This is a genomic window from Allomuricauda sp. TY007 (assembly GCF_010468565.1).
Classification (GTDB): domain Bacteria; phylum Bacteroidota; class Bacteroidia; order Flavobacteriales; family Flavobacteriaceae; genus Flagellimonas.
Genome location: NZ_WUEG01000009.1, coordinates 98,762 through 121,691 on the forward strand (window position 1 = coordinate 98,762; position 22,930 = coordinate 121,691).

General features: G+C 40.2%; 19 protein-coding genes and 1 other RNA gene. 7 read left to right on the forward strand and 13 right to left on the reverse strand.

Features of this window, described 5'->3' with window-relative positions; all coding sequences use genetic code 11:
* Positions 1-10 precede the first annotated feature (10 nt).
* From GO009_RS11270 to GO009_RS11300, 7 genes are all read right to left on the reverse strand, one after another.
* Positions 11-673 carry a hypothetical protein gene (locus GO009_RS11270; protein WP_163626304.1) on the reverse strand — a complete coding sequence of 221 codons (663 nt, stop codon included), beginning with the start codon at positions 671-673 and terminating at the stop codon, positions 11-13.
* A 174-nt stretch (positions 674-847) separates the two neighbouring features.
* The gene (locus GO009_RS11275; RefSeq protein WP_163626305.1) at positions 848-1,516 is read right to left on the reverse strand and encodes a response regulator transcription factor; all 669 of its coding nucleotides are present in this window, start codon (positions 1,514-1,516) and stop codon (positions 848-850) included.
* Between the two features lie 28 nt (positions 1,517-1,544).
* Positions 1,545-3,629, reverse strand: a complete 2,085-nt coding sequence (locus GO009_RS11280) for a sensor histidine kinase (RefSeq protein ID WP_163626306.1) — start codon at positions 3,627-3,629, stop codon at positions 1,545-1,547.
* 333 nt (positions 3,630-3,962) lie between these two features.
* Entirely contained in the window at positions 3,963-4,136 is a 174-nt protein-coding gene (locus GO009_RS11285; protein ID WP_163626307.1) for a hypothetical protein, read from the reverse strand.
* Between the two features lie 138 nt (positions 4,137-4,274).
* The gene (locus GO009_RS11290) at positions 4,275-5,009 is read right to left on the reverse strand and encodes a LytTR family DNA-binding domain-containing protein (protein ID WP_163626308.1); all 735 of its coding nucleotides are present in this window, start codon (positions 5,007-5,009) and stop codon (positions 4,275-4,277) included.
* A 605-nt stretch (positions 5,010-5,614) separates the two neighbouring features.
* The gene (locus tag GO009_RS11295) at positions 5,615-6,004 is read right to left on the reverse strand and encodes a thioesterase family protein (RefSeq protein WP_163626309.1); all 390 of its coding nucleotides are present in this window, start codon (positions 6,002-6,004) and stop codon (positions 5,615-5,617) included.
* 163 nt (positions 6,005-6,167) lie between these two features.
* On the reverse strand, positions 6,168-7,211 hold the full coding sequence (locus tag GO009_RS11300; RefSeq protein ID WP_163626310.1) for a glutaminyl-peptide cyclotransferase: 1,044 nt from the start codon (positions 7,209-7,211) through the stop codon (positions 6,168-6,170).
* Between the two features lie 98 nt (positions 7,212-7,309).
* On the opposite strand from GO009_RS11300, the gene ffs reads away from it, so the two are divergent.
* The 3 genes from ffs (at position 7,310) to fsa (ending at position 8,938) form a co-directional block, all read left to right on the forward strand.
* Positions 7,310-7,408: signal recognition particle sRNA small type (gene ffs, locus GO009_RS11305), an RNA gene on the forward strand.
* A 24-nt stretch (positions 7,409-7,432) separates the two neighbouring features.
* Entirely contained in the window at positions 7,433-8,242 is an 810-nt protein-coding gene (locus GO009_RS11310; protein ID WP_163626311.1) for an SDR family oxidoreductase, read from the forward strand.
* 39 nt (positions 8,243-8,281) lie between these two features.
* Entirely contained in the window at positions 8,282-8,938 is a 657-nt protein-coding gene (fsa, locus tag GO009_RS11315; protein WP_163626312.1) for a fructose-6-phosphate aldolase, read from the forward strand.
* A 59-nt stretch (positions 8,939-8,997) separates the two neighbouring features.
* Here the strand turns inward: fsa and GO009_RS11320 are convergent, their stop codons facing one another.
* Positions 8,998-10,386: a peroxiredoxin family protein gene (locus tag GO009_RS11320; protein WP_239057446.1), complete on the reverse strand. Its 1,389-nt coding sequence runs from the start codon at positions 10,384-10,386 to the stop codon at positions 8,998-9,000.
* Between the two features lie 171 nt (positions 10,387-10,557).
* On the opposite strand from GO009_RS11320, the gene GO009_RS11325 reads away from it, so the two are divergent.
* Positions 10,558-12,186 carry an ABC-F family ATP-binding cassette domain-containing protein gene (locus tag GO009_RS11325; RefSeq protein WP_163626314.1) on the forward strand — a complete coding sequence of 543 codons (1,629 nt, stop codon included), beginning with the start codon at positions 10,558-10,560 and terminating at the stop codon, positions 12,184-12,186.
* On the opposite strand, the gene GO009_RS11330 is transcribed toward GO009_RS11325, so the two are convergent.
* Entirely contained in the window at positions 12,183-12,896 is a 714-nt protein-coding gene (locus tag GO009_RS11330; RefSeq protein ID WP_163626315.1) for a hypothetical protein, read from the reverse strand. The genes GO009_RS11325 and GO009_RS11330 overlap by 4 nt on opposite strands.
* 217 nt (positions 12,897-13,113) lie before the next feature.
* On the opposite strand from GO009_RS11330, the gene GO009_RS11335 reads away from it, so the two are divergent.
* Positions 13,114-13,644: a fasciclin domain-containing protein gene (locus GO009_RS11335; protein ID WP_163626316.1), complete on the forward strand. Its 531-nt coding sequence runs from the start codon at positions 13,114-13,116 to the stop codon at positions 13,642-13,644.
* Here GO009_RS11335 and pheT read toward each other — a convergent pair whose 3' ends face one another.
* A complete protein-coding gene (pheT, locus tag GO009_RS11340) occupies positions 13,645-16,056 on the reverse strand; it encodes a phenylalanine--tRNA ligase subunit beta (RefSeq protein ID WP_163626317.1) in 2,412 nt (803 codons plus the stop codon).
* A gap of 129 nt (positions 16,057-16,185) precedes the next feature.
* Between pheT and GO009_RS11345 the strand changes: the two genes are divergently transcribed.
* Entirely contained in the window at positions 16,186-17,430 is a 1,245-nt protein-coding gene (locus tag GO009_RS11345) for a peroxiredoxin (protein WP_163626318.1), read from the forward strand.
* Between the two features lie 805 nt (positions 17,431-18,235).
* Here GO009_RS11345 and leuB read toward each other — a convergent pair.
* Entirely contained in the window at positions 18,236-19,354 is a 1,119-nt protein-coding gene (gene leuB, locus GO009_RS11350) for a 3-isopropylmalate dehydrogenase (RefSeq protein ID WP_163626319.1), read from the reverse strand.
* 12 nt (positions 19,355-19,366) lie between these two features.
* The gene (locus GO009_RS11355; RefSeq protein WP_163626320.1) at positions 19,367-20,539 is read right to left on the reverse strand and encodes a 2-isopropylmalate synthase; all 1,173 of its coding nucleotides are present in this window, start codon (positions 20,537-20,539) and stop codon (positions 19,367-19,369) included.
* Positions 20,540-20,686: 147 nt separating this feature from the next.
* Between GO009_RS11355 and GO009_RS11360 the strand changes: the two genes are divergently transcribed.
* Complete coding sequence (locus GO009_RS11360) at positions 20,687-22,231, forward strand: hypothetical protein (protein ID WP_163626321.1); 1,545 nt, start codon at positions 20,687-20,689, stop codon at positions 22,229-22,231.
* On the opposite strand, the gene GO009_RS11365 is transcribed toward GO009_RS11360, so the two are convergent.
* On the reverse strand, positions 22,221-22,925 hold the full coding sequence (locus GO009_RS11365) for an RluA family pseudouridine synthase (RefSeq protein WP_163626368.1): 705 nt from the start codon (positions 22,923-22,925) through the stop codon (positions 22,221-22,223). The genes GO009_RS11360 and GO009_RS11365 overlap by 11 nt on opposite strands.
* Between the last annotated feature and the right edge of the window lie 5 nt (positions 22,926-22,930).

Sequence of the window (22,930 nt, forward strand, 5' to 3'; positions counted from 1 at the left end):
CTAGCGGATTTTATTCAAAGAGGAAAATATTTTCTTCGTAAAATTTCTTTTTGCTAAGGGAGTAAATTAGGGCTTCATGTTCCTGTCCTTTATCGAAATATAATCCCCAATAATCATAATATCCGCATTTATTGCTTATTCTTGGTTGTTTGGAAAGTATGGAAGTATCTTCAAAAATCGGAACAAAAATTTCATAGGGCATCTCTGACAACCCTTTGGTAAAATATATAAAGTGTTGATTGATCGTTGATATTATTTTTCCCAAATGTTCTGGAATGCTATTTGGATGGAGTCTGGATATGACAATGGAAGTATCCGTAAAATGAAGGGATGTTTCCATAATATCGGCGGGGTAGGTGCTTTTTTCGTTTAATTTTTTCAATGCATTTGCCATAGTCATGCACATATCGGACTTACTATCTTCCGGAATACTGTAACCGCTCCAATCACCGTTGTTAAAATGGCGAAGACAATCGGAAATACTAAAATTAAAATGTAGTTCAACCACCAGATCTAGGCGGTTGTGCACAACATCCTGTTTGCATTTAAGCTTCACAGTTGTAAAAAAGTATCTTTCCAGATCCTTTATAAAATCATCCAAACCTTCTGTGGCCTGAAAAACCTTTGGGCCCAGATTGTTGTTTTTACCGTTATTTTTATTGGGGACAGCCATGTTGATAGAATTCTAATTTTCTTTCAACATAAAGTTAGGATGAATCTTTTTTTTAGGATTGCAGATAATCCTTAAAAATTCTGGGGTTTTTCTTTTATTTGTAAGATTTTTACTATCACTTAGGTTTAAACAAATTACAAACACCTTTTTGTTATATGACGATTGTCATATTCATTAAATAAAGCCTCTGTTTTTGGCAGCCAATATTAGAGCTAGATCATTTTCGTTCTCTGTGCCGAACAAGGTTTTTAAATGCCGTTTTCTATTTTCAATGGAGGAGGGGGAGAGCCTGATAAATTTCTCCAGGTCTTTGTTCTTGGTTCCTTTGGAAAGGTGGTAAAGTATCTGTTTGTCTTTTTCGTCTATGTCTATGTCGTTGGCCATTTTCTTTCTAATGGCACCAAGTGCTTTGGATGAATAATAGGGAGGGTCGAGCATAATGGTCTTTACCGCATCTTCCAGAGTTTTGGGATCTATATCCGTTTTTACCAGATAACCGTCGGGGTCAACGGATTTTAGTATACTGTTTATCCTAAAATTATCACTGAAAGACGACATGAACACAATCTTGCTTTCAGGAACAATTTTCCGGGCCAATATACCCAAGTCTTCCCCTGTGTAGGGTTGTTCTTCGTTTGGTGCGAACAATTGCACATCCAGGAACAAAATATCGTATTGGAACGTATTTACAGAGTCCTCAATAAGCTTTTTGCCTGTTTGGTAAGATGTGGCGGTATCCACAATAATATTATGGCCTTCAAAATCAATGCCTTCGAGTATAAATTTATACCCGAGCATGGTCATTTCATGATCATCTATGGCTAATATTCTCAGTGTTTTCATAGTAGGTTTATTGCTTTATTTGGGGGATTTAAGCGTTTAATGCATTTGTTTTCTCGGGAATTTGTAATTCCACGTATTTGGCGGGGATGGTTACCTTAATTGTTGTGCCTTTTCCGGATTCACTGTCAATATCCAAGACTCCTTTTATCTTTTTTGTTCTCGAAATAATGTTTCTAAGGCCAATTCCCTTCTTTTTCCTGTTGATGTCAAACCCAACACCATCATCGGTAATAACGAGTTTTAACTGATTGTCCATGGCTTGAAACGAAATGGACACATGTTGACTTTTTGCGTGCTTGACACAGTTTTTGAGCGACTCTTGTATGATCCTGTAAGCATTGATTTTGATGTCTCCCAACAAATTGTCCCATGGAACCTTGTTATCGTAGGTAAAGGAACACGAAATGCCAGAAGATTTTTCTATGCCCTGGATCATATCTTCCAACGACACGATAAAATTATGAAATTTTTCATACGAAGCGTGGTTCAGCTCGTGGGAAATGGTCCGTATTTCTTCCTCCAATTCCCGTAGCTTCTCGATAAGGGCTGCCCGTTGCTCAATGGAAGCTTGATCTTCGCGTTCGTTTAAACCGCTCAATATTAACCGTATCCCGAGCATTTCACCTAAAATACCATCGTGCAGTTCTTCGGAAATACGTTTTTGCTCCAATTGTTTCCCTTCTTGCAGTTTTCCTTGTTGCGAAAGCATTAAGTTGTAGATCTCTTGGTTGCTTTCTTGCTGTTTCTGTTTAAATTTTAGCTGGTTGTTGCTTACATAGAGCGAAACAATGATCATAGCGGTTGTCCCAAACAAAACGAGCAGTAGGGAAGCCCCCACCCAAATTTGTTTTTCTTTGGTAAGGATTTGGTTTTCCTCTATAATTTCGTCAGTTTCCAGTCGTATCCGTGCAAATTTGTCCCTTTTGGTACGTTCTTCCTCGCTGATAATCTCGTTCAATTGGTAATATTCTTCAGCATAGGCAGATGCTTTGGTGTTATCAAGCTTCGTCAACAATTTTAGCGCATCCAATGAACGGTCGTTGTTATAGGTTTCCCTTGCTATGGCGTAGGACTCATTTGCCTGTGCAATGGCCTGTACGGTATCTCCTTTGGTGGCCAATACCTCTGCATAAAAGTAATGTAGCCTAGCTTTATCATATAGATCTCCGGTTTGAGTGTTGATGTCAAATGCTTCTCGTAAAAGCTTTTCAGCTTGTTCAGTATCGCTATCAATCTTGAGAATGGAATAGGCTAAGCTTCCTAGAGCTTTTTCATATAGTCCTGGCATTTTTGCTTTCAACTGATTATCCAAAAGCAACTCTTTATAGTAATTTTTAGCCCCTAGATAATCACCTGAGTTAAGATATATGCTAGCAATATTATTTTTAATTTTCCATAAAAGCTCAGTTTTATCGGCCCTTTCAGATTTCATCAAATATTCTCGAGCTTTATTGTAGGACTCTATAGATTTTTCACTGTTACCCATGCCATTGCCAAGAACACCTAACATGTTATAAGCAAGATGTAATCTGTAGTTGTCTTCTAATTCATTGAAAATCTTTACTGCGGCAGTAGCGCTTATTTCTCCACCCAAATAATCTTTATAGGAATCTTGAATTCGTGACATACCATAAAGCATTCTGCCTTTAAGAGATTGTGATGTGGAATCTTTCGGTAATTCTTCAAAATTATCCAGAGCATTTTTGTAATGAAAAAAAGCGCTGTCCATGACTCCTTTACTTTCCATAAAAGTGGCAAGGTCCCAATAGGAGTACCCCAATATTTTGTTGGCCTCGGCTTTTTTGGACAACCTTAAGAGTTCAGCATTCGATTTTCTAAAGCCCAAAGAGTCCCCCAATTTCATATAGGCCAGTGAAACCTGCGAGAGCTGTTCTAGTTTGGCGGTATCCTGTGGCATAGCCAATACTTTGGCTTCGGCATCTCTTAAATAAGCTTTCCGATCTTCGAGAGACAATTCCTTGGAGGTTTTGGCTATATTCAATAATTCTTGGATGGTATCTACCTCGGGGTTGGAAGCATTTTCTCCTTTGGTCTTACCCTGAGAGCACCCTAAAAATAAAAATAGCAAAAATATTAAGGTTCCGTTTTTCAAACTGATTTGGTTCGTTTATATATCCAAGGTAACAAAAAAAGCCCCAAAATTTTTAAAGTTTGGGGCTGAGTTGTATGTTCAAGACCAATCAAAGTTGTCGACCATCATGGGTAGTTTGCTGTAATCTAATTGCACTGTTTTTTAAAAAACCCACATGCACTCGATATTTAAGTAACTTTTTTTGATAACGCTTTAGCTGTTCATTTTGATGTGTAGATGTAATCTTATCTTGTGTAGTTGGTTCATCCTTGTGATAAGAAAACACTATTAACAAAATAGAGATTGAAGCTATATTTTGTACTAAGTTGGTTAAGGTATTAAAATTCATTTTGTTTATTCATCATCTCCACGTCCGTCAGGGGTAATCTCATCATCATCCGTAGCATTTTGATCCACGGTTATTTGTTCGAACATGGCTTCGGTTTCTTGCACATCGGTTTCGGTTTCACAAGAGTAGAAACCAACTGTTAATAATGCCATGGCTAAAATGCTAAATACTTTTTTCATAATGTTAGGTTTTAGGTATGAATGTTAAGTTTATACCGCTAAAGTATGTGGCATTTTTTGTGGTTCGGGTATTTTTGGGAAGGGGATAGTATTCTTGTGTAGTCTGCTAGTATTCTTGTATGATCTGCAAGAATTTTGCTAATTAAGGGCCTTTGTTGCCGTTTTGGAGAGCATTTCCTTTAAGCTGTCTATCTTATCTTTATAGGTTTTGGAGAAAGGAAGCTCTTCCTCGCGCCCATAATTTAAACTGCAAATGGATTTTCCATAATTGATCCGCGATACATAGCGGCTATTGAGAATGTAACTCTGGTGCACGCGGATAAAGTCCTTGGGGAGCTTATCTTCAAAAGATTTTAAGGTTTTAAAGGCGCTTATTACACTGCCATCTTTCATAAAAAAATCCGTGGTGTTGTTGTCAGATTTTAGGTAAAGGATGTTTTTGGTGTCCAAATACCGGTAATCCTTGTAAGATTTTAAGCAAATCGTGGACGGAGTCTCCTGTTTTGGGTGCAATTTTTTTAAGCGCAGCATTGTTTTGCGTATATCGAACTCGTTGTGCGGCAAGATCCAATAATCAAAAAAACCGCTTTTAATGGCATTATAGGCGTATTTTTTGGATTTTGCATATCCTATTATTATAGGAAGGCTTTGCATATACTGGTTGAGTTCGGTAACCATTTGAAAGTAATCCATGCCACCTTCCCCAAGATTTACAAGTACAAGGTCCGGATTGTATTTTAAAATGGAATTGAGTCCTGCCGAAGCATTGGTTTCCACCCCGGCACAAACCAAGTCATCATACTCTTCCAAATAAAGCTGCAACTGAAGCTTTGAGGAGGCATCCGAGTCGATTATGTTATAGGTGTATTCCATGTGCAAAATGCTGATTGCAAGTTACTAACGTAGAAAAAAAACTCATTGCAGTTTTCCCTTAAAAAAACTATGGGTTTCTTCCTAAAATGGGCTTTTTTCCTACAATTCTTTATAAAAAATCGTTAAAACAAGGATGACAGCACCAAATTTGAAAGTTTAGTGTGCTTGTTCCACATCATATTCAATCGCGAAAAGGGAACTGTTTTTTAAAGAGTCAAATCAAGGGAAATATAAAATGTAAAAAGGGGATGTTTTGGGTTTAATTGGTTCAACAAATAGGTTTAGTTTGTGTTTTGGCTATGTACTATATTACAATTTGTTGCGTGGGCATCAAAATTTTGGTTGGTGCTTTTTTAAAGATTCGCTTAAAATTCGATGAAATGCACAGGTTTTTTATTAAAAATGCGAAAACAGCTTTTCAAAACTTTGATTTTGTTTAACCTTTAGGATTACGCCGGTAGTTTTTTTAGTCTGTTGGGTGTTTTGGAGATTTCAATAGAAAGAGTGCCAGTTCGAGTGGTTTTTCTTTGGTTTCGACTTCGCCCAACCATCAAAAAATCACTCGAAATAACGAATTTTAAGCATAACGCAAAACAGGTGTTCCTTTACACAAAAAGCGATTGTATTTCCTCGGGAACCCTTTTGGGGCGGAAAGTCTTTGCATCCAACAAGCACCACTCGGTAACTGATTTGACCAATAGCTCATCAGTGTTATTGTTCTTAACTTCTACCACACGGGTAGAAATAGGTCCTCTGTTGCTTTTAATATAAGTGCTTATTTTAATGGTGTTGCCCAAAACGGCAGATTTGTGGTATGTAATGTTGTGGTTGCGGACCACCCAAATCATGGATTGTTGAATGTCTTTGGGAGCGACCTGCGTCCAGTGCTTTTTGGAAATATCCTGAATCCACTCCACATACCTTATATTGTTTACATGGTCAAGGTCGTCCAGGTCATCGGGAACCACATCAAAAACATCGGAGTAGTTTTTCATTAGAGCATGTTTAAAAAAGATTGATTGAAGTGAAAAATGATAATTTTTGTTTTATATGAAGGCTTTTTTGAATCACATAGCCGTAGCTATGAGGTGATAAAAAGACGAATAAGGGGCAAAAAGGGCATTTTTTTAGCCAATTGAATTGTTTTTAAACATGCTCTTATTCCTTTTTACGGATTTTCACCTCAAAGAGTTTGTTCCAGTTTTTTCCGGTAACAAAAAAAGTTTCTCTTTCTGGGTGATAAGCTACACCGTTTAGCACGGAATTTCCTTCGTCCCATTCAGGTCCCTTGTTTACTTTGTTTTTAAGGCCACCAAAATTGATGACCCCTTCAATAGCACCGGAAGTGGCATCAATGATCATCATGCTTTCCTTTTGGTAGACATTGGCGTAGATTTTACCGTTTACGTACTCCAACTCGTTGGCCATATTAAAAATGGATTTGTTGGTAGCTGTTTCAATATAACCTTGTTCTTCTAAGGTATCTGGGTCTAGGAACCATATTTTTTCAGTACCATCGCTTTTAAATATTTTTTCGCCATCGTTACAGAGCCCCCAGCCTTCACGACTATTGCCATAGGTAAAGTTTTTTATCTTTTCCAAGTTGGAGATATCGTACACATACCCCATACCACTTTGCCAAGTAAGTTGGTACAATTTGTCGTTCATTATAGTGATTCCCTCTCCAAATACGGAATCGTCCATATTTATTTGCTGAAGGACTTCGCCCGTTTCAAAATTTACTTTCCTTACCGTTGAAGCACCTCGTTTACCAGTGCTTTCATAAAGTGTTCCCTTGTAAAACTCAAGCCCCTGTGTGTAAGCACCCGTATCGTGCGGATAACTGTTCACAATCTCGTAGGTATATACTTCCGGGGCAGCGGCAGCCAATAATCTTAGTTTTTTTTCAACTTCTACGGCTTGTTCTTCAATATTGAATTTGGCCACCAAGGTTTTGTTTCCCAAAGTTGGTAGATTTAAGGTCAGTTTTCCGTTTTCAACGGGCAATTCTTTCCCGTCCATATAATAACGAAGGTCGGAAATTTCAATGTCCTTTTTGTTCTTCAGTGTAACACCCACTTGCTGGTTTTGCTGTATGTTTTTGTTTTCCAACTGAATGGAAAAGTGCTTGGCAGGATCGGCACTTCCGCCACAGCCCAAAAAGAAGAGCAGTGCCCCGGTTATAGAAAAAAGTTTGCCCATTGTTCTCAATGCTTGTGTCATAAGTTGTTAATCCAAAACACCGAAATTAAGAAGGAATTGGGATTGCCACAAATATAAAAGGTCGTATATTTGCAGCCGGGCAAGTCCTACACGACCAGCTCCTGCAGAATCCCCCAGGGCGGGAACGCAGCAAGGGTATGTGGTCGTAGCGGTGCGATGTAGGTAGCTTGCCTTTTTTTGTACCCAAAAATCAGATGATCATGGATAAAAAAGTTGTACTGATCACCGGCGGTTCTTCAGGTATTGGCAAATCCATCGGAACATATTTGACCCAAAAAGGATTTACCGTTTATGGTACTACGCGCAATCCAAAAAATCACCCAAATTTTAAGGAGTTTGAACTTGTTCAATTGGATGTAAAGGATGTGGAAAGCATTCAAAAGGCAGTTTCCTATGTAGTTTCCAAAGAAAACAGATTGGATGTACTCATCAACAATGCCGGTGTTGGCATTACAGGACCCATTGAGGAAACACCGCACGAGGAGATTCTTCATGTTTTTGACACCAACTTCCATGGCCCCGTACATGTGATGAAGGCCGTTTTGCCACAAATGCGCAAGCAGGGTAGTGGAGCCATCATCAATATAACATCCATTGCTGGTTATATGGGGTTGCCCTATCGCGGATTTTATTCCGCCACCAAAGGTGCTTTGGGACTCATTACCGAAGCATTGCGAATGGAAACCAAGGATTTTGGTATAAAGATAACCAATGTAGCTCCGGGAGATTTTGCCACCAATATTGCATCGGGCAGGTACCATTCCCCTGTGATAACGGGTTCTGCCTACGAGGAAAAATACGGTCAAACGCTAAAAGGAATCGACGAGGATGTGGATGGTGGGGGGGATCCGATACAAGTGGCAGAGGCGGTTTATAAGATCATCAACCAGAAAAAACCGAAGGTGCATAACCCCGTCGGAGCATTTTTGCAAAAGTTTTCCCTTAGGTTAAAGAAGATTTTACCCGACAAAGTCTACGAAAAGTTACTCCTCAACCATTATAAGTTGTAATTTTACACGTATTAGTGAACAATTTATAAATACTTAGAAATGAAGTTTTTTATTGATACTGCCAACCTTGATCAAATTAAGGAAGCCCAAGAACTGGGTGTGTTGGATGGTGTGACCACCAATCCTTCCCTTATGGCGAAAGAGGGTATTACCGGAAAAGATAATATTTTAAAGCACTACGTGGACATTTGCAATATTGTTGATGGAGATGTTTCTGCCGAAGTAGTGGCCACGGAGTTTGATGCCATGGTTAAAGAAGGTGAGGAGCTAGCGGAACTACATGATCAAATTGTAGTGAAGGTTCCCATGATCAGAGATGGCGTAAAAGCATTGAAATATTTTTCAGATAAAGGTATCCGTACCAACTGTACTTTGGTGTTTTCGCCAGGTCAGGCACTTTTGGCGGCCAAAGCTGGAGCCAATTATGTTTCCCCTTTCTTGGGAAGATTGGACGATATTTCCACAGATGGCCTTAACCTAATAGCGGAAATCCGTTTGATCTATGATAACTACGGATTTGAAACTGAAATATTGGCTGCATCCATCCGCCATACCATGCACGTAATCGATTGTGCCAAATTGGGTGCCGATGTTATGACAGGACCGTTATCTTCTATTGATGGATTGTTGAAGCACCCATTGACGGATATTGGTCTTGCCAAGTTCTTGGAAGACTACAAAAAAGGCAATTCCTAAAAAGGAATTTGAATAAAACTTAAAAGAGGCCTTGAATGCAAATTCGGGGCTTTTTTTATTTATAAAGAAGTAAAAAGATTGGCAAAGCCATCAACCACCACCGTGTCCTTTGCAATAACACACTTATTAAGCCCGTCAATGATCATGGCCATTTGTAGTTCTTTGAAGTTTTCCCCGTAAAACTGCTTGTTCTTGTCCAGTTTGTACTCGTCCATAAGTTGTTTCCATTGAGAGTGACTGGTTCTTATATTAATGCCTACAAAGTTGTAATGCGGATATTTTTCTTCGAGAGAGATAATGTGTTTGTTAACGTTGATAAAATGTCTCTTTTGACCAGCAGTCCAAAAATAGAATACGGTGCTCTTTCTTTTGTTGGCCAAATCTTTTAGAGAGATATCTTCGTCATTAAAATTTTTGACCGTGATGTCCGGGAGTGTCGTGTTCGGCTGTAAGTTTTTGATACCATTGTACAGCAGTTCAATTTCTTCCCTGTGTTCCTCATTGGTGGAGAGAGATTTGAACTTATCAATAAAAACAACGGCTTCTTTGCTAGGGTTGTGTTCCCGTAGTAGATAGTCCACGACAACGTTCCTAAAAAGAATGTCCCTAAGCTCTGTTTGATTAACCAAACTATCCACAAGGGCAAGTTTATGTTTGTTAAAATGCAGGCGGTCGCTTACAGGTTTTTTATCTGTGGAGCAACCTTCCAAACAAGTCATGTAGGACATATTGCCAAAATGCCACTTCATAAAATCAAAATAGGGCCTAAAATAGGTAAGGTCCTTATTGTTAAAGTCTATTCTTTTTCGGTAACCATAAAAATCATCCCCAAGTTCATGAATGGTTTCTTCACCAGTTTCCTTTTTGTGATAGAACGGATACTTTTCTTTATTGATATAGGTGTTGTAATCTATGGAAGCCTCTGCCATGGCCAAAACTTTGGTCGAGAGCACATTGTCTTTTGATAACTCTTCGAGCTGTTTGACTTTTAGGGCATGTAAGGAATCTATCTTTTTACTAAAATCTTCAGGATCTAAACCGTAATAGCTTTTTATGATCGGTTCTTCTTTTTCGGTGGCCAAGAAAATCTCGATTAAAAAATTATTGATTTCGCTACCTGTTCCCGAGAATACCAAGGATTCATCAAACTCTACAGTGTTCAAGCGGGCCAATAGGCTGTCGCCTTGGCTCAAGTATACGTACTGAAGTTCCGGGGCATGGTCAAAATGATAGAGCCCATCTTCAATGTTATTCAGTTCGAAAGAAAAGTGGTTTTTATCGTCGAGCTTTACTGAATCCACAAAAGAATCGTTGTGGTAGAGTACCACATAATCGCTAGTCGGATTTACAATTTCACCGCCAAAAAATACAGAAGAACCGCTCTCCGAGGAATCAGAGCACGATGATATTGTGGACATTAAGGTGAGGCCGAGTAAAAATCTTACCATATACAGGGAACGATTCATTTGACAATCAAAAGTAAGCAACCCATGAAGCTAAACTTGTTAAGGGGTAGTTAAATGTTGCTTAACGGTTATTTTACATCGTTTAAATATGCGTTTTAAAATTAGAATTACGAATCACATTTAGCTACTTTTGCAAAAAATAAAGATAGTTGCATGTTATCAGTATCGAATTTATCCGTACAGTTTGGCAAAAGAGTTTTGTTCGATGAAGTTAACGTAACCTTTGCCCAAGGGAATTGTTACGGCATCATTGGCGCCAATGGCGCTGGTAAATCCACGTTTCTTAAAATATTATCTGGACAGATAGATCCTACTTCGGGCCATGTGCATTTGGAACCAGGAAAAAGAATGTCCATCTTGGAACAGAACCACAATGCCTACGATGAGTATCCTGTTTTGGAGACTGTGGTGATGGGAAACAAGCCATTGTTCGAAATAAAAAAAGAAATTGATGCCCTGTACGCAGACTATACCGATGAGAATGCAGAAAAAATTGGCGAGTTACAGGTGAAGTTCGAGGAAATGAACGGTTGGAACGCCGATAGTGATGCCGCTGCCATGCTTTCCAATCTAGGAATCACGGAAGACCTCCACTATACCAACATGGGCGATCTGGATTCCAAGCTCAAGGTGCGCGTACTTTTGGCCCAGGCCTTGTTTGGTAGCCCGGATGTGCTAATCATGGATGAGCCTACCAACGATTTGGATTATGATACCATCAACTGGTTGGAAAACTTTTTGGCCAACTACGACAACACGGTGATCGTGGTCTCCCACGACAGGCACTTTTTGGATGCCGTTTGTACTACCATCGCAGATATCGACTTTGGAAAAATCAACCTATTTTCTGGTAACTATACTTTTTGGTACGAGAGTAGTCAATTGGCTGCCCGTCAACGTGCGCAACAGAACAAAAAGGCTGAGGAAAAAGCCAAGGAACTCAATGAGTTTATTCAGCGTTTTAGTGCCAACGTGGCCAAAAGTAAGCAGGCTACATCCCGTAAAAAAATGCTGGACAAGCTTAAGATAGAGGATATAAAACCATCGAGCAGAAGGTATCCTGCAATTATTTTTGACCGGGAGCGAGAAGCTGGCGATCAAATATTGAATGTAGAAAAACTATCCGCCACTTCTGAGGATGGAGATTTGCTGTTCAAAGATGTGAACATCAATTTGGCCAAAGGAGATAAAGTGGCCATTCTATCCAAAGATTCGCGGGCTACCACTGCTTTTTACGATATTATTGCTGATAAAATCAAGCCCGATAGCGGTAAATTCCAATGGGGGGTGACCACTACGCAGTCCTATTTGCCCGCAGATAACTCATCCTATTTCCAAGAAGATATCAACCTTGTGGATTGGCTACGCCAGTGGGCCAAGACCGAAGAGGAAAGGGAAGAGGTTTACATTAGAGGATTCTTGGGCAAAATGCTTTTTAGCGGAGAAGAAGCCTTGAAAAAATGTACTGTGCTTTCCGGTGGGGAAAAAGTGCGTTGTATGCTCAGCCGAATGATGATGCTCCGTGCCAACGTGCTTATGTTGGACGAGCCCACAAACCACTTGGATTTGGAAAGTATTACCGCTTTCAACAATTCATTGAAAAACTTTAAGGGCACCATCTTGCTCACTACCCATGACCACGAGTTTGTAAACACAGTGGCAAACAGGATCATTGAGTTGACACCAAATGGAGCCATAGACCGTTACTTGAGCTTTGACGATTATATGTCCGACAAGTCCATAAAAGAACAGCGCGAAAAAATGTACGCTGTAACTGCTTAAGCGTTAAAGTATTTGCTTTTCCAAATAGCTGGATTAAAATTTTTGCCCAGGGCAAACCCGTAGAAAATAACTATGGATGCTATGCATTTGAACATAAAAAAGTAAATGATCCAAAACTCTGCTGTGGTACTTTTTTTGGAGAACAATCCTTCGGGAACCATAAGTGTAACCAAGTAACTGATCAAAAGAACCACAACGACCAGATTGGCAATATTCTTAAAGGGCCACGCGAATAACTTTCGAAGCGGATGTAAATCGTTGCCCCATTTGTGGATCAAATAGTAATAATCGTTTCCAATAGGGGCAAAGAGAAGCGGGTCATCTTTATCTTCCAGCTTAAACAATTTGGAAGGGGCCATAATTTTGAAGCCTTTGACCTTGGTATTATGGGTGGCCTCCAGTTGCTTGATTTTGGAAATAGCTTCTTGTGGAATTTCGCCTTTAAAATAAGAACTGTTCAAAAAGCGCAGCCGGTAATCAATGCAAATTTCTTTGATTTGATCAATATGAAAGATTTTTTCCGTTTCCAATAGGTCAAAATCAAAATCATTGGCGCTAACATTGGTTTTTGAGCCCAATTGATGAGCAATTTGCTCTTCTTTCTTGGAATCTTCGCTCAAAATTTGCTGGACTTCGGCCAGAATTTGCTCGCTATCCCATTTCTTATCTCTCCTGTTTTGAAGTTTGCGTTCTATGTTTATTCCTTTCAAAATCGTGCATTTTTTTAGTAATACACTCAAATTTAAGGAATTGAATTTTCGATGCTGACATTTGTCAGAAAAACACAATGTTAAGTTTGTGTTAAATGGGTTTTAGGGGTGAGAAATGTGAATGATATCATTAAAAAAGATGTATCTTATCGAGGTTTTTTGTAGTTAATCGTATAATTATACTAAACGAACAAGCCTAAAAATTTTGACCAGCCTCATGAATACCCCCGTAACCAAATATTTGCTTGGCTTTTGCTTGGCTTTCTCTATTTATTCAACTACTGCTCAAAATACATCCAACGCATTATCATACGCCAGTAAGCTGGACAATCATAAAATTCTATTGAGTGCGGTAAATGCCACGGAATTGGGTGCTTTGCTTCAAAAATCAGGACCATTTACCATTTTTGCACCTTCAGATGCCGCCTTTATGAAATTTTCGAACAATAAAATAGCGGAATTGATCAAATCGGAAGATAAGAAAGCCTTGAAATCTTTGTTGTCTTACCATATTGTTGCGGGGCAACTTACTGCTTCCCGTATGTTGCGCGCCATTGGAAGAGGTAATGGAATGGCCAGTTTTACAACCGTTCAAGGCAAAAAATTAACTGCACACCTGGATGGATACGATATTGTGCTCACCGACCCCATTGGCAATACCGCAAGAATAACGGCGGCCGACCTTAATCTGGAGAATGAAGGTGTGGTTCACGAAATAGACAATGTTATTCTGCCCGCCCAAATGTAATTAGCGAAGTTCCGCCCCCAATTCCTTTTGGTATTGCGACAATAGTTTACCCATTATCTTTTCAATCTGCTTGTCTGTCAAAGTCTTTTTCTCATCCATTAAGGTAAAGCTCACCGCATAGGATTTTTTCCCTTCAGGAAGATTTTTGCCGGTGTACACATCGAACAGGTTTACTTTTTTAAGCAGTTTTTTTTCTGTGTTCCAAGCAATATCGTATACCTTTTGGAAAGAAACAGAATCGTCCAATAACAAAGCAAAGTCCCTTGTTACCTCTGGGAACTTGGGAATTTCCTTGAAAGCTATATTTTGGGTGCTTATACATTCCAGAATGGCATCCCAGTCTAAATCGGCATAAAATACTTCTTGCTTGATGTCGAATCGTTTAAGGGCGGCTTTGCCGACCAATCCTAAAGACACCAAGACCTTATCGTTTTTTATATAGGAAACCCCCTCGGCAAAATCCAAGTCCGTTAGTGGCTTTGTGTCAATATCCCTTATGCCCAAACGCTCAAAAACATTCTCTACAATACCTTTTAAGTAGAAAAACTCAGATCTTTTTGGAGCAACGGCCCAACTACTTTGTGTGCGTTCCCCAGAAATGAAAATGGCCAAGTGCTGCTTTTCTTGATGGTCACCGTCCACTTTGTGGTAGGTTTTACCGAACTCGAACAGTTTAAGGTCAGTTTTTTGTCTATTGTGGTTGTAGTTAACCGTTTGAAGACCGGAATGTAGCATGGAAGTTCTTAAAACCGATAAATCGGAGCTCAGCGGATTCAACATCTGCACGGCGCTTTCATCTTTTGAGGCAATATCTACTGAGACCAAACTGTTGGTCATAATCTCAAAGAACCCTTTGGCGGCCAATGTATCTCCGATCACATCTTGAATCCTGTAGTTTTCAAAACGTGATGATTTGGCAATGGAGGCGTTCAGTTTTTCCTTAAAATCAATATTGTTGTAACCATAAACCCTTAAAATCTCCTCGATCACATCAACCTCTCTGGTAACATCTACCCTGTATGTTGGTATGGTAAGGCCCAGTCCGGATTCCGTAACGTTGTTGATTCGTATTTCCAATGCAGAAAGTATGGATTTTATGGTATCCTGCGGGATTTCCTGTCCAATCAAAGAGTTGATTTTGTTGAAGGTCAAGAATACCTGTCTCTCTTGTGGTTTTTTGGGAAATAAATCGGCAATTTCTGAAGTAATATATCCGCCTGCGATTTCCCTAATCAAAAGAGCAGCCCTTTTTAGGGCGTATTTGGTCATGTTGATATCGATACCTCTTTCAAACCTAAAGGAGGCATCAGTATTCAAGCCATGTCTTTTAGCTGTTTTTCTTATGGAAACAGGGTCAAAATAGGCACTTTCCAAAAATATGGAAGTTGTATGTTCTGTAACTCCTGAGTGAAGTCCGCCAAAAACACCGGCAATACACATAGGGCTACCTGCGTCGCAGATCATCAAATCATCTTCATGCAATTCGCGCTCCACTTCGTCCAAGGTCGTGAACTTGGTTCCGGCAGGCAAGGTCTTTACCTCAACTTTGCTTCCTTTTATTTTGGATGCATCAAAAGCGTGCAACGGCTGACCCAATTCGTGAAGTACGTAGTTGGTAACATCCACAACATTGTTGATCGGGGCCAATCCAATCGCCTTCAATCTGTTTTTTAACCAATCTGGAGAGTCTTGAACTACAAGATTACTGATCGTAACCCCGCAATATCTTGGGGCAAGGTCACTTTCCATAACCTCTACATCAACCTTTAACGAGCGGTTGTCAATAGAAAAATTACTAACCGAAGGTGTTACCAACTCCTTTTGAATCTCCTTTTGTTCCAACCCCGCTTTAAGGTCGCGAGCCACACCAAAATGACTCATGGCATCCGCCCGGTTGGGAGTAAGGCCTATTTCAAAGACCTCGTCATTTTCAATATCAAAAACTTTGGAACAAGGGGTGCCGGGAACCAACTCTTCGTTTAGTACCATGATGCCATCATGGCTTTCTCCAAGACCTATTTCGTCTTCGGCACAGATCATTCCTTGGCTCACCTCGCCTCGGATTTTCCCTTTTTTTATTACCCAAGCCTCACCCTCTTTGGTGTAGAGGGTAGTGCCAACAGTGGCCACGGGCACTTTTTGTCCCGCCGCAACATTGGGTGCTCCACAAACAATTTGTAGCGGGGCTTCTTGGCCCACATCAACAGTAGTTAATTTTAATCTGTCCGCATTTGGGTGTTGTTCACATGTGAGCACATGCCCTACCACAATGCCCTTTAAACCACCCTTAACTGATTCAAATTGCGATATACCCTCAACCTCCAGGCCTAAATCCGTTAAAAGTTCGCCTGCTTTTTGAGCATCCCAATCAATTTGCAAAAATTGCTTTAACCAGTTGTAAGAAATCTTCATACCCCGTTTTTAGAGGGCACAAATATATAACAATAGGGGAACAGATTCAACGATAATAATGACCTTAAGCCGTAAGCAATGATTTGTTTTAAAATGTATTTCCTACATTTAGGTAAAATCTTTCAATTTATGAATAAGATAGGGTTGGCAATAGTAGGACTTGCACTTATATTGACTTCATGTGTAAATGATGAAAAAAATGAATTGAATGTGGGCGATTGGCTGGGAAAAATTGAAGTTTCAGAATCGCAACAGTTGCCTTTTGAATTTACACTTTCACAAAATGAAGATGGCGGATATGAGATGAAAGTATTCAATGCAGAAGAAGTTATCACCATTGATGAGTTTACCTTTAACGGAGATTCCATCGATATCCGTATGCCCATTTTTGAAGGACATATTTCGGGCACTTATACTGCAAATGAGATAACTGGTGAGTTTATTGAAGAAAGTAAAGGGCGCATGGTCCCTTTTAGGGCTACTTATGGTGCTCAGGAACGTTTTGAGGCAGAAAAGGATGCCGCGGTTAATATTTCGGGTATTTGGGAAACTTATTTTAAGGTAAATACTGAAGATGAGTATCCTGCCAAGGGTATTTTTATGCAGAACGGCAATGAGGTAAAGGGAACTTTTAGGACCAACACAGGAGATTATCGCTATTTGGAAGGAGTGGTGACAGGGGATAGTATGAAATTGTCCGCTTTTGATGGTTCCCACGTGTTTCTATTTTTGGCCCAAGTGACCGATAGTACTTTGGACGGAAAGTTTTACTCTGGACAACATTCCATTCAGGAGTTTTTAGGAGCCAGAAACGAAGCTTTTGAGCTTCCTGACTCCAATGAACTCACCTATTTACGTGAAGGCTATGATAAATTTGATTTCACTTTCCCGAACAGCGAAGGGCAAATGATAGGTTTGGATGACCCTATGTTCCAAGGAAAGCCGGTACTGATTCAGATTATGGGAACCTGGTGCACCAATTGTTTGGACGAAACAAGGTTTTATGTGGATTTTATCAAAAACAATCCGGATTTGGATTTGCAATTTGTGGGATTGGCGTTCGAATACGCAAAAACCCAGGAGAAAGCCTTTGAGGGCATAAAAAGACTCAAAGAAAGAGAGGAGGTGCCTTATCCAATCCTTTTGGCACAATACGGAACATCTAACAAGCAAAAGGCCAACGAAAAACTGCCGATGCTGAACCATATCCTTTCTTATCCTACTACAATTTATATTGATAAAACCGGGGAAGTCCGCAAAATACACACGGGCTTTAATGGGCCGGCAACGGGTGATAAGTTTGTCGAATTTAAAAAGGAATTCAATAAAGTAATCAAAGAGCTGACCTCTGAAGTGCCTTTGACTGAGAGCTAGTAAAATATTGTGGACTGCCACTGCGTTATTCGATTATTTTGTTGTCATAAGTCGGAGGTCGGAAGCACGATGTCCTATGTTTTGACTCTTGAATTTGACACTTGGGTTTGAACTTGAACTTGACTCTTGAGCTTGCACTTGACACTTGGGTTTGAACTTGAACTTGACTCTTGAGCTTGCACTTGCACTTGACACTTGGGTTTGCACTTGATGATTGCCTACTGTTACAGTCAACTGTTTATTCCGTTACTCTGGTTGTTTTGTTGTCGGAAGTCAGAAGTCGGGGGTCAGTAACTCAATAACCCAATAACTTCGTAACTCTGAACTCCTAACTTGACACTTAAACTTAATTCGAGCAATTGGTGAAATTCGTGTCAAAACCTTTTTACCTTTTACCAAGCCGTCATTCCGAACTTGATTCGGAATCCCTTACGAGTGAGACCCTGAAACAAGTTCAGGGTGACGGGATTTCTCACTATCCCCTTCGATTGCGCTCAGGATGACAGTTTGAAATGACACAAAGCTTATTCGCGAAAATCAGTGAAATTCGTGTCATAGGTGACATAAGATGCTAGACCTGTATCCCCAAGACTTTTAGAGCTTCAGTTAATGAGTTATTCGGTTACCGCTACGCCTATTATTTTGTTGTCGGAAGTTTTGAGCTTGAGCTTGCACTTGAGAAAGTCAGAAGTCGGAAGCACGAAGTCGGGAGTCTGGAGTTTTGTTGTTTGGTGTTTGGAATTGAGCACTTGTTATTTGCGTTTGCTCTTGAACTTGACACTTGAGCTTGCACTTGATAAGGACATTAAATAATCGTGGACTTGCCCAAGTCGATGTTCTCATCATTCATAAGGGAGTCATCTTCAATATCCACAATATTATGGGCAATAAAATCCCCAACTTGATTGGTGCCGTATTGACTGTTCTCCTTTAAATCGGGAGTAACGATTCCTTTTTTAAGTGATTTATCCACTGCCTTTTTTACGGCCCAGGCCTCTTCAGTAAGTCCAAAATGCTCCAACAGCATAGCTGCGGATAGTATGGAAGCTATCGGGTTGGCAATATCTTTCCCCTTTGCTTGAGGGTACGAACCGTGAATAGGTTCGAACAATGCATTTTCCTCACCAATAGAAGCTGACGCCAACAATCCGATAGAACCACCAATAACGCTACCTTCATCGGAAATAATGTCCCCGAACATATTCTCTGTCAAAATAACATCAAATTGTCTGGGGTTGAGTATGATTTGCATGGCAGCATTGTCCACGAACAAAAAATCCAACGCCACTTCCGGATAACTTTCACCGATTCGTGCAACAACTTTGCGCCAAAGCCTTGAAGATTCCAAAACATTCGCTTTGTCCACCAAAGTAAGTTTCTTTTTTCTTCCTTTAGCCGCTTTAAAGGCCAAATGTGCGATACGGCTTATTTCAGCTTCGCTATATTCACAAAGGTCGGAAGCTTTTGTGCCTTCCTCATTCAATTTTTTCTCCCCAAAATAGATTCCTCCTGTGAGCTCACGGTAGATTACAAAATCGGTACCGCTGATTACTCTCTTTTTTAAAGGCGACTTGTCCAACAAAGTTGGGTGGGACAATACAGGTCTGATATTGGCGAAAAGTCCTAGCTCTTTTCGTAATTGAAGCAAACCCTGTTCGGGTCGCACCTTGGCATCTGGGTCGTTGTCATATTTTGGGTCGCCAATGGCGCCAAAAAGGACGGCATCCGATTCTTTGCAAAGCTTTAGGGTGGCACCGGGCAGGGGAGTTCCTTTTTTGTCAATGGCGATGGCACCTACTGGGGCCTCTCTAAATATAAAATGCTGATTAAAGGTTTCTTCAACAGCTTCAAGACATTTTACAGCCTGGGCAAGGACCTCGGGACCCACACCATCTCCTGGAAGCAATGCAATTTTCAATGTCATACGATAGGTGTGTTACGCCAAACTTTTCATTCCGACATTGCTGGTTTCAACAATCTCGTGGATATCTTCATCCAAAATCTCCTTCTTCACGTCCGCATATTTCAAGAAGTTTTCATACACAGTGTCCAATTGAAGCTTTGTGAGTTCGTAACCTACTTTTTTAGCTCTGTAGGCCAAGGCGGCACGTCCACTTCTAGCAGTCAATACAATGGAAGATTCGCTTACACCAACATCCTTAGGGTCGATGATTTCGTAAGTTTCCCTACGTTTGATTACACCATCTTGGTGGATTCCAGAACTGTGTGCAAATGCATTGGAGCCCACAATGGCTTTATTGGGTTGTACCGGCATTCCCATTTTTTGGGAAACCATGGTGCTGGTGTCCCATAATAATTGACTGTTGATATTGGTGTCCAAGTTTAAATGCGGATGTTGCCTCATAATCATTACAACCTCCTCCAAAGAAGTATTGCCGGCTCTTTCGCCTATACCATTGATAGTACATTCAATTTGACGTGCTCCGTTGATTACGCCTGCAATTGAATTTGCTGTGGCCAAACCAAGATCGTTATGGCAGTGACAGGAAAGAACAGCTTTATCAATGCCTGTTACGTTTTCTTTCAAGTATTTCATTTTGGCACCATACTCTTCTGGAAGGCAATAACCTGTAGTATCGGGAATGTTAAGTACGGTTGCTCCGGCTTTAATTACCGCTTCGCAGATTCTCGCTAAAAACTCATTGTCGGTACGGCCGGCATCCTCTGCATAGAACTCAACATCCTCTACAAAGGTTTTGGCATAAGCCACGGCATCAACGGCCCGCTCAATAATTTTATCTTGGGTTGAGTTGAATTTATATTTGATATGCGACTCGGAAGTTCCGATTCCCGTGTGTATTCTAGGTCTTTTGGCATCTTTGATGGCTTCGGCGGCTACTTCGATGTCTTTTTTTACGGCACGGGTCAATCCGCAGACCGTTGCATTTTTGACCAATTTGGCAATTTCGTTCACCGATTTGAAATCACCGGGACTGGATATGGGAAACCCTGCTTCGATCACATCAACTCCGAGTTCATCCAATCGTTCGGCAATGATTAATTTTTGCTTGGTATCCAGTTTGCAACCTGGTACCTGTTCCCCATCCCTTAGTGTTGTGTCAAAAATTTCTACCTTATCTTTACCCATTATCTCAACCTGTTTTTTACTATGGCTAACGAAAGTAGTAAAGGAAGGCTGAAGACGAAAAACAGCTTGGAGCATGTTACAACGTTAAACTGCTTTTGGTGTGATTTAAATAACTGAAAAACAATAGTTTAAACAATATTTTTTACGATGACAAATGCCCACAAGGACGCTTTGTTTGTACTGATAAAATCGCTTTCCAAATCAGAAAAGCGGCAATTTAAACTCTATGTTGGCCGATTGGGGGTCAATACGGACGCTAAATTTTTGGCGCTGTTTAATTTATTGGATAAGATGCGGAAGTACGATGAGCGTCAAATTTTGGACAGTGGCATTGTCAAAAAATCACAGCTTTCCAATCTAAAGGCACATTTATACAAGCAAGTTTTGGTGAGTTTACGCTTGAATCCCGTGAACCAAAATGTCCGGATTCAAATTAGGGAACAACTGGATTTTGCCACCATCCTTTATCAAAAGGGACTTTACAAACAAAGCTTGAAGATTTTGGAGAAGGCGAAAAGCTTCGCCATTGAGAATGAAGAAAAGAATGTGGCGTATGAAATCGTGGAACTGGAAAAGGTGATTGAAACCCAATACATTACCCGAAGTATTCCGGATAGGGCGGATGAACTCGCGGTTGAAGCCAAAGAACTTTCTGCACTAAACGTAATGACAAGCAAGCTTTCCAATCTTTCGTTGCAGTTATATGGAATGATGTTGAAAGTGGGATATGTGAGAAGTGATGAGGATCTTCAAAAAGTAAAGAGTTATTTTGACGAGCATTTGCCCAAATATGATATTGAAAAGTTGGGTTTCCGTGAAAAATTATGGTTGTACAAGGCACATTTGTGGTATAGCCTTTTGATTCAAGACTTTTTGTCAGCCTACAAATATGCCAGTAAATGGGTGGACTTGTTTTACGAAAACAAACACATGATTCCGCTGAACCCTGTGTTCTTTTTAAAGGGCAATCATTACTTGTTGGAATCGCTTTTCTTTGTAAAATACGCATCGCAGTTTAGACAAACTTTGGAGCGCTTGGAAGAGCAAGTTCAAGATTCCGGTTTTCCTAAAAACGACAATATAAGTTCACTTGCCTTTTTGTATATCAATACTAATAAATTAAACCTTCATTTTTTGGAAGGTACTTTTGATAAAGGCATTTACCTGGTCAATATTATTGAATATGGCATTAAAAAACACCGACAACAAATAGATGAACATCATGTAATGTTGCTCTATTATAAAATTGCTTGTTTGTACTTTGGAAATGGGGACAACAAAAACTGTATCGCTTACCTCAAAAAAATTATTTCCAACAAAAAATTAAAGATGCGCGAGGATTTAATGTGTTTTGCAAGAGTGTTGAGCCTTGTGGCACATTATGAAGCGGGAATGGATTATCATTTGGAAGTACAGCTTAAGAGCACGTACAAGTTCTTACTGAAAATGAACGATTTGCACGAGGTTCAGAAAGAAATGATTAAGTTTCTAAGAAACCTTGGAAACATTTACCCTACCGATTTAAAAGGGGAGTTCCAAAAGTTGTACAATGAGTTAAAGAAATACGAGAACCATCCTTACGAGAAAAGGGCATTCTTGTATTTGGATATTCTTTCGTGGTTGGAAAGCCACTTGCAGAACAAGCCCGTAGGACAGATAATCAGGGAAAAAGCCTTGACAATTACTCGCTAGCACAGGCGCTCCAGACGGGATCTTCAGGTGGAGGCGCCAAAAATGACATGGGTTCCTTTTGCACGGGGTGTACAATTACCAAACTTCTAGCATGTAGGTGGATGCCGCCATCCTTGTTACTGCGGTCGGCACCGTATTTTAAATCCCCTTTAATGGTACAACCTATGGCTGCCAATTGCGCCCTAATTTGATGGTGCCTGCCCGTTTTCAAATCAATTTCCAGCAAGAAATAATTATCCAGTTTTTTTATGATTTTGTAGTCCAGCTCGGCCTTTTTGCTGTTGGGAACTTCCTTTTCGTGGGCGTAGGATTTGTTTTGCTTGGGGTTGCGCACCAACCAATGAACTAAAGTTCCGCTTTCCTGTGGAGGTGCATTTTTTACTACCGCCCAATACACTTTTTTTGTCTCCCCTTCGGCGAACATTTTGTTGAGTCGGGGCAGGGCTTTGGATGTTTTGGCGAAAAGCACAATTCCTGATGTAGGACGGTCCAATCGATGCACTACACCCAAATACACATTGCCAGGTTTGTTATACTTTTCTTTAAGGTATTGCTTTACGACTTCGCTGAGGGGATCGTCACCTGTTTTATCTCCTTGAACAATATCGCCTACGCGTTTATTGACCACAATTAAGTGGTTGTCCTCATAGAGCACTTGAAGATTCGATGGATTTGAATGTAGGGAATTGGTAATTGACA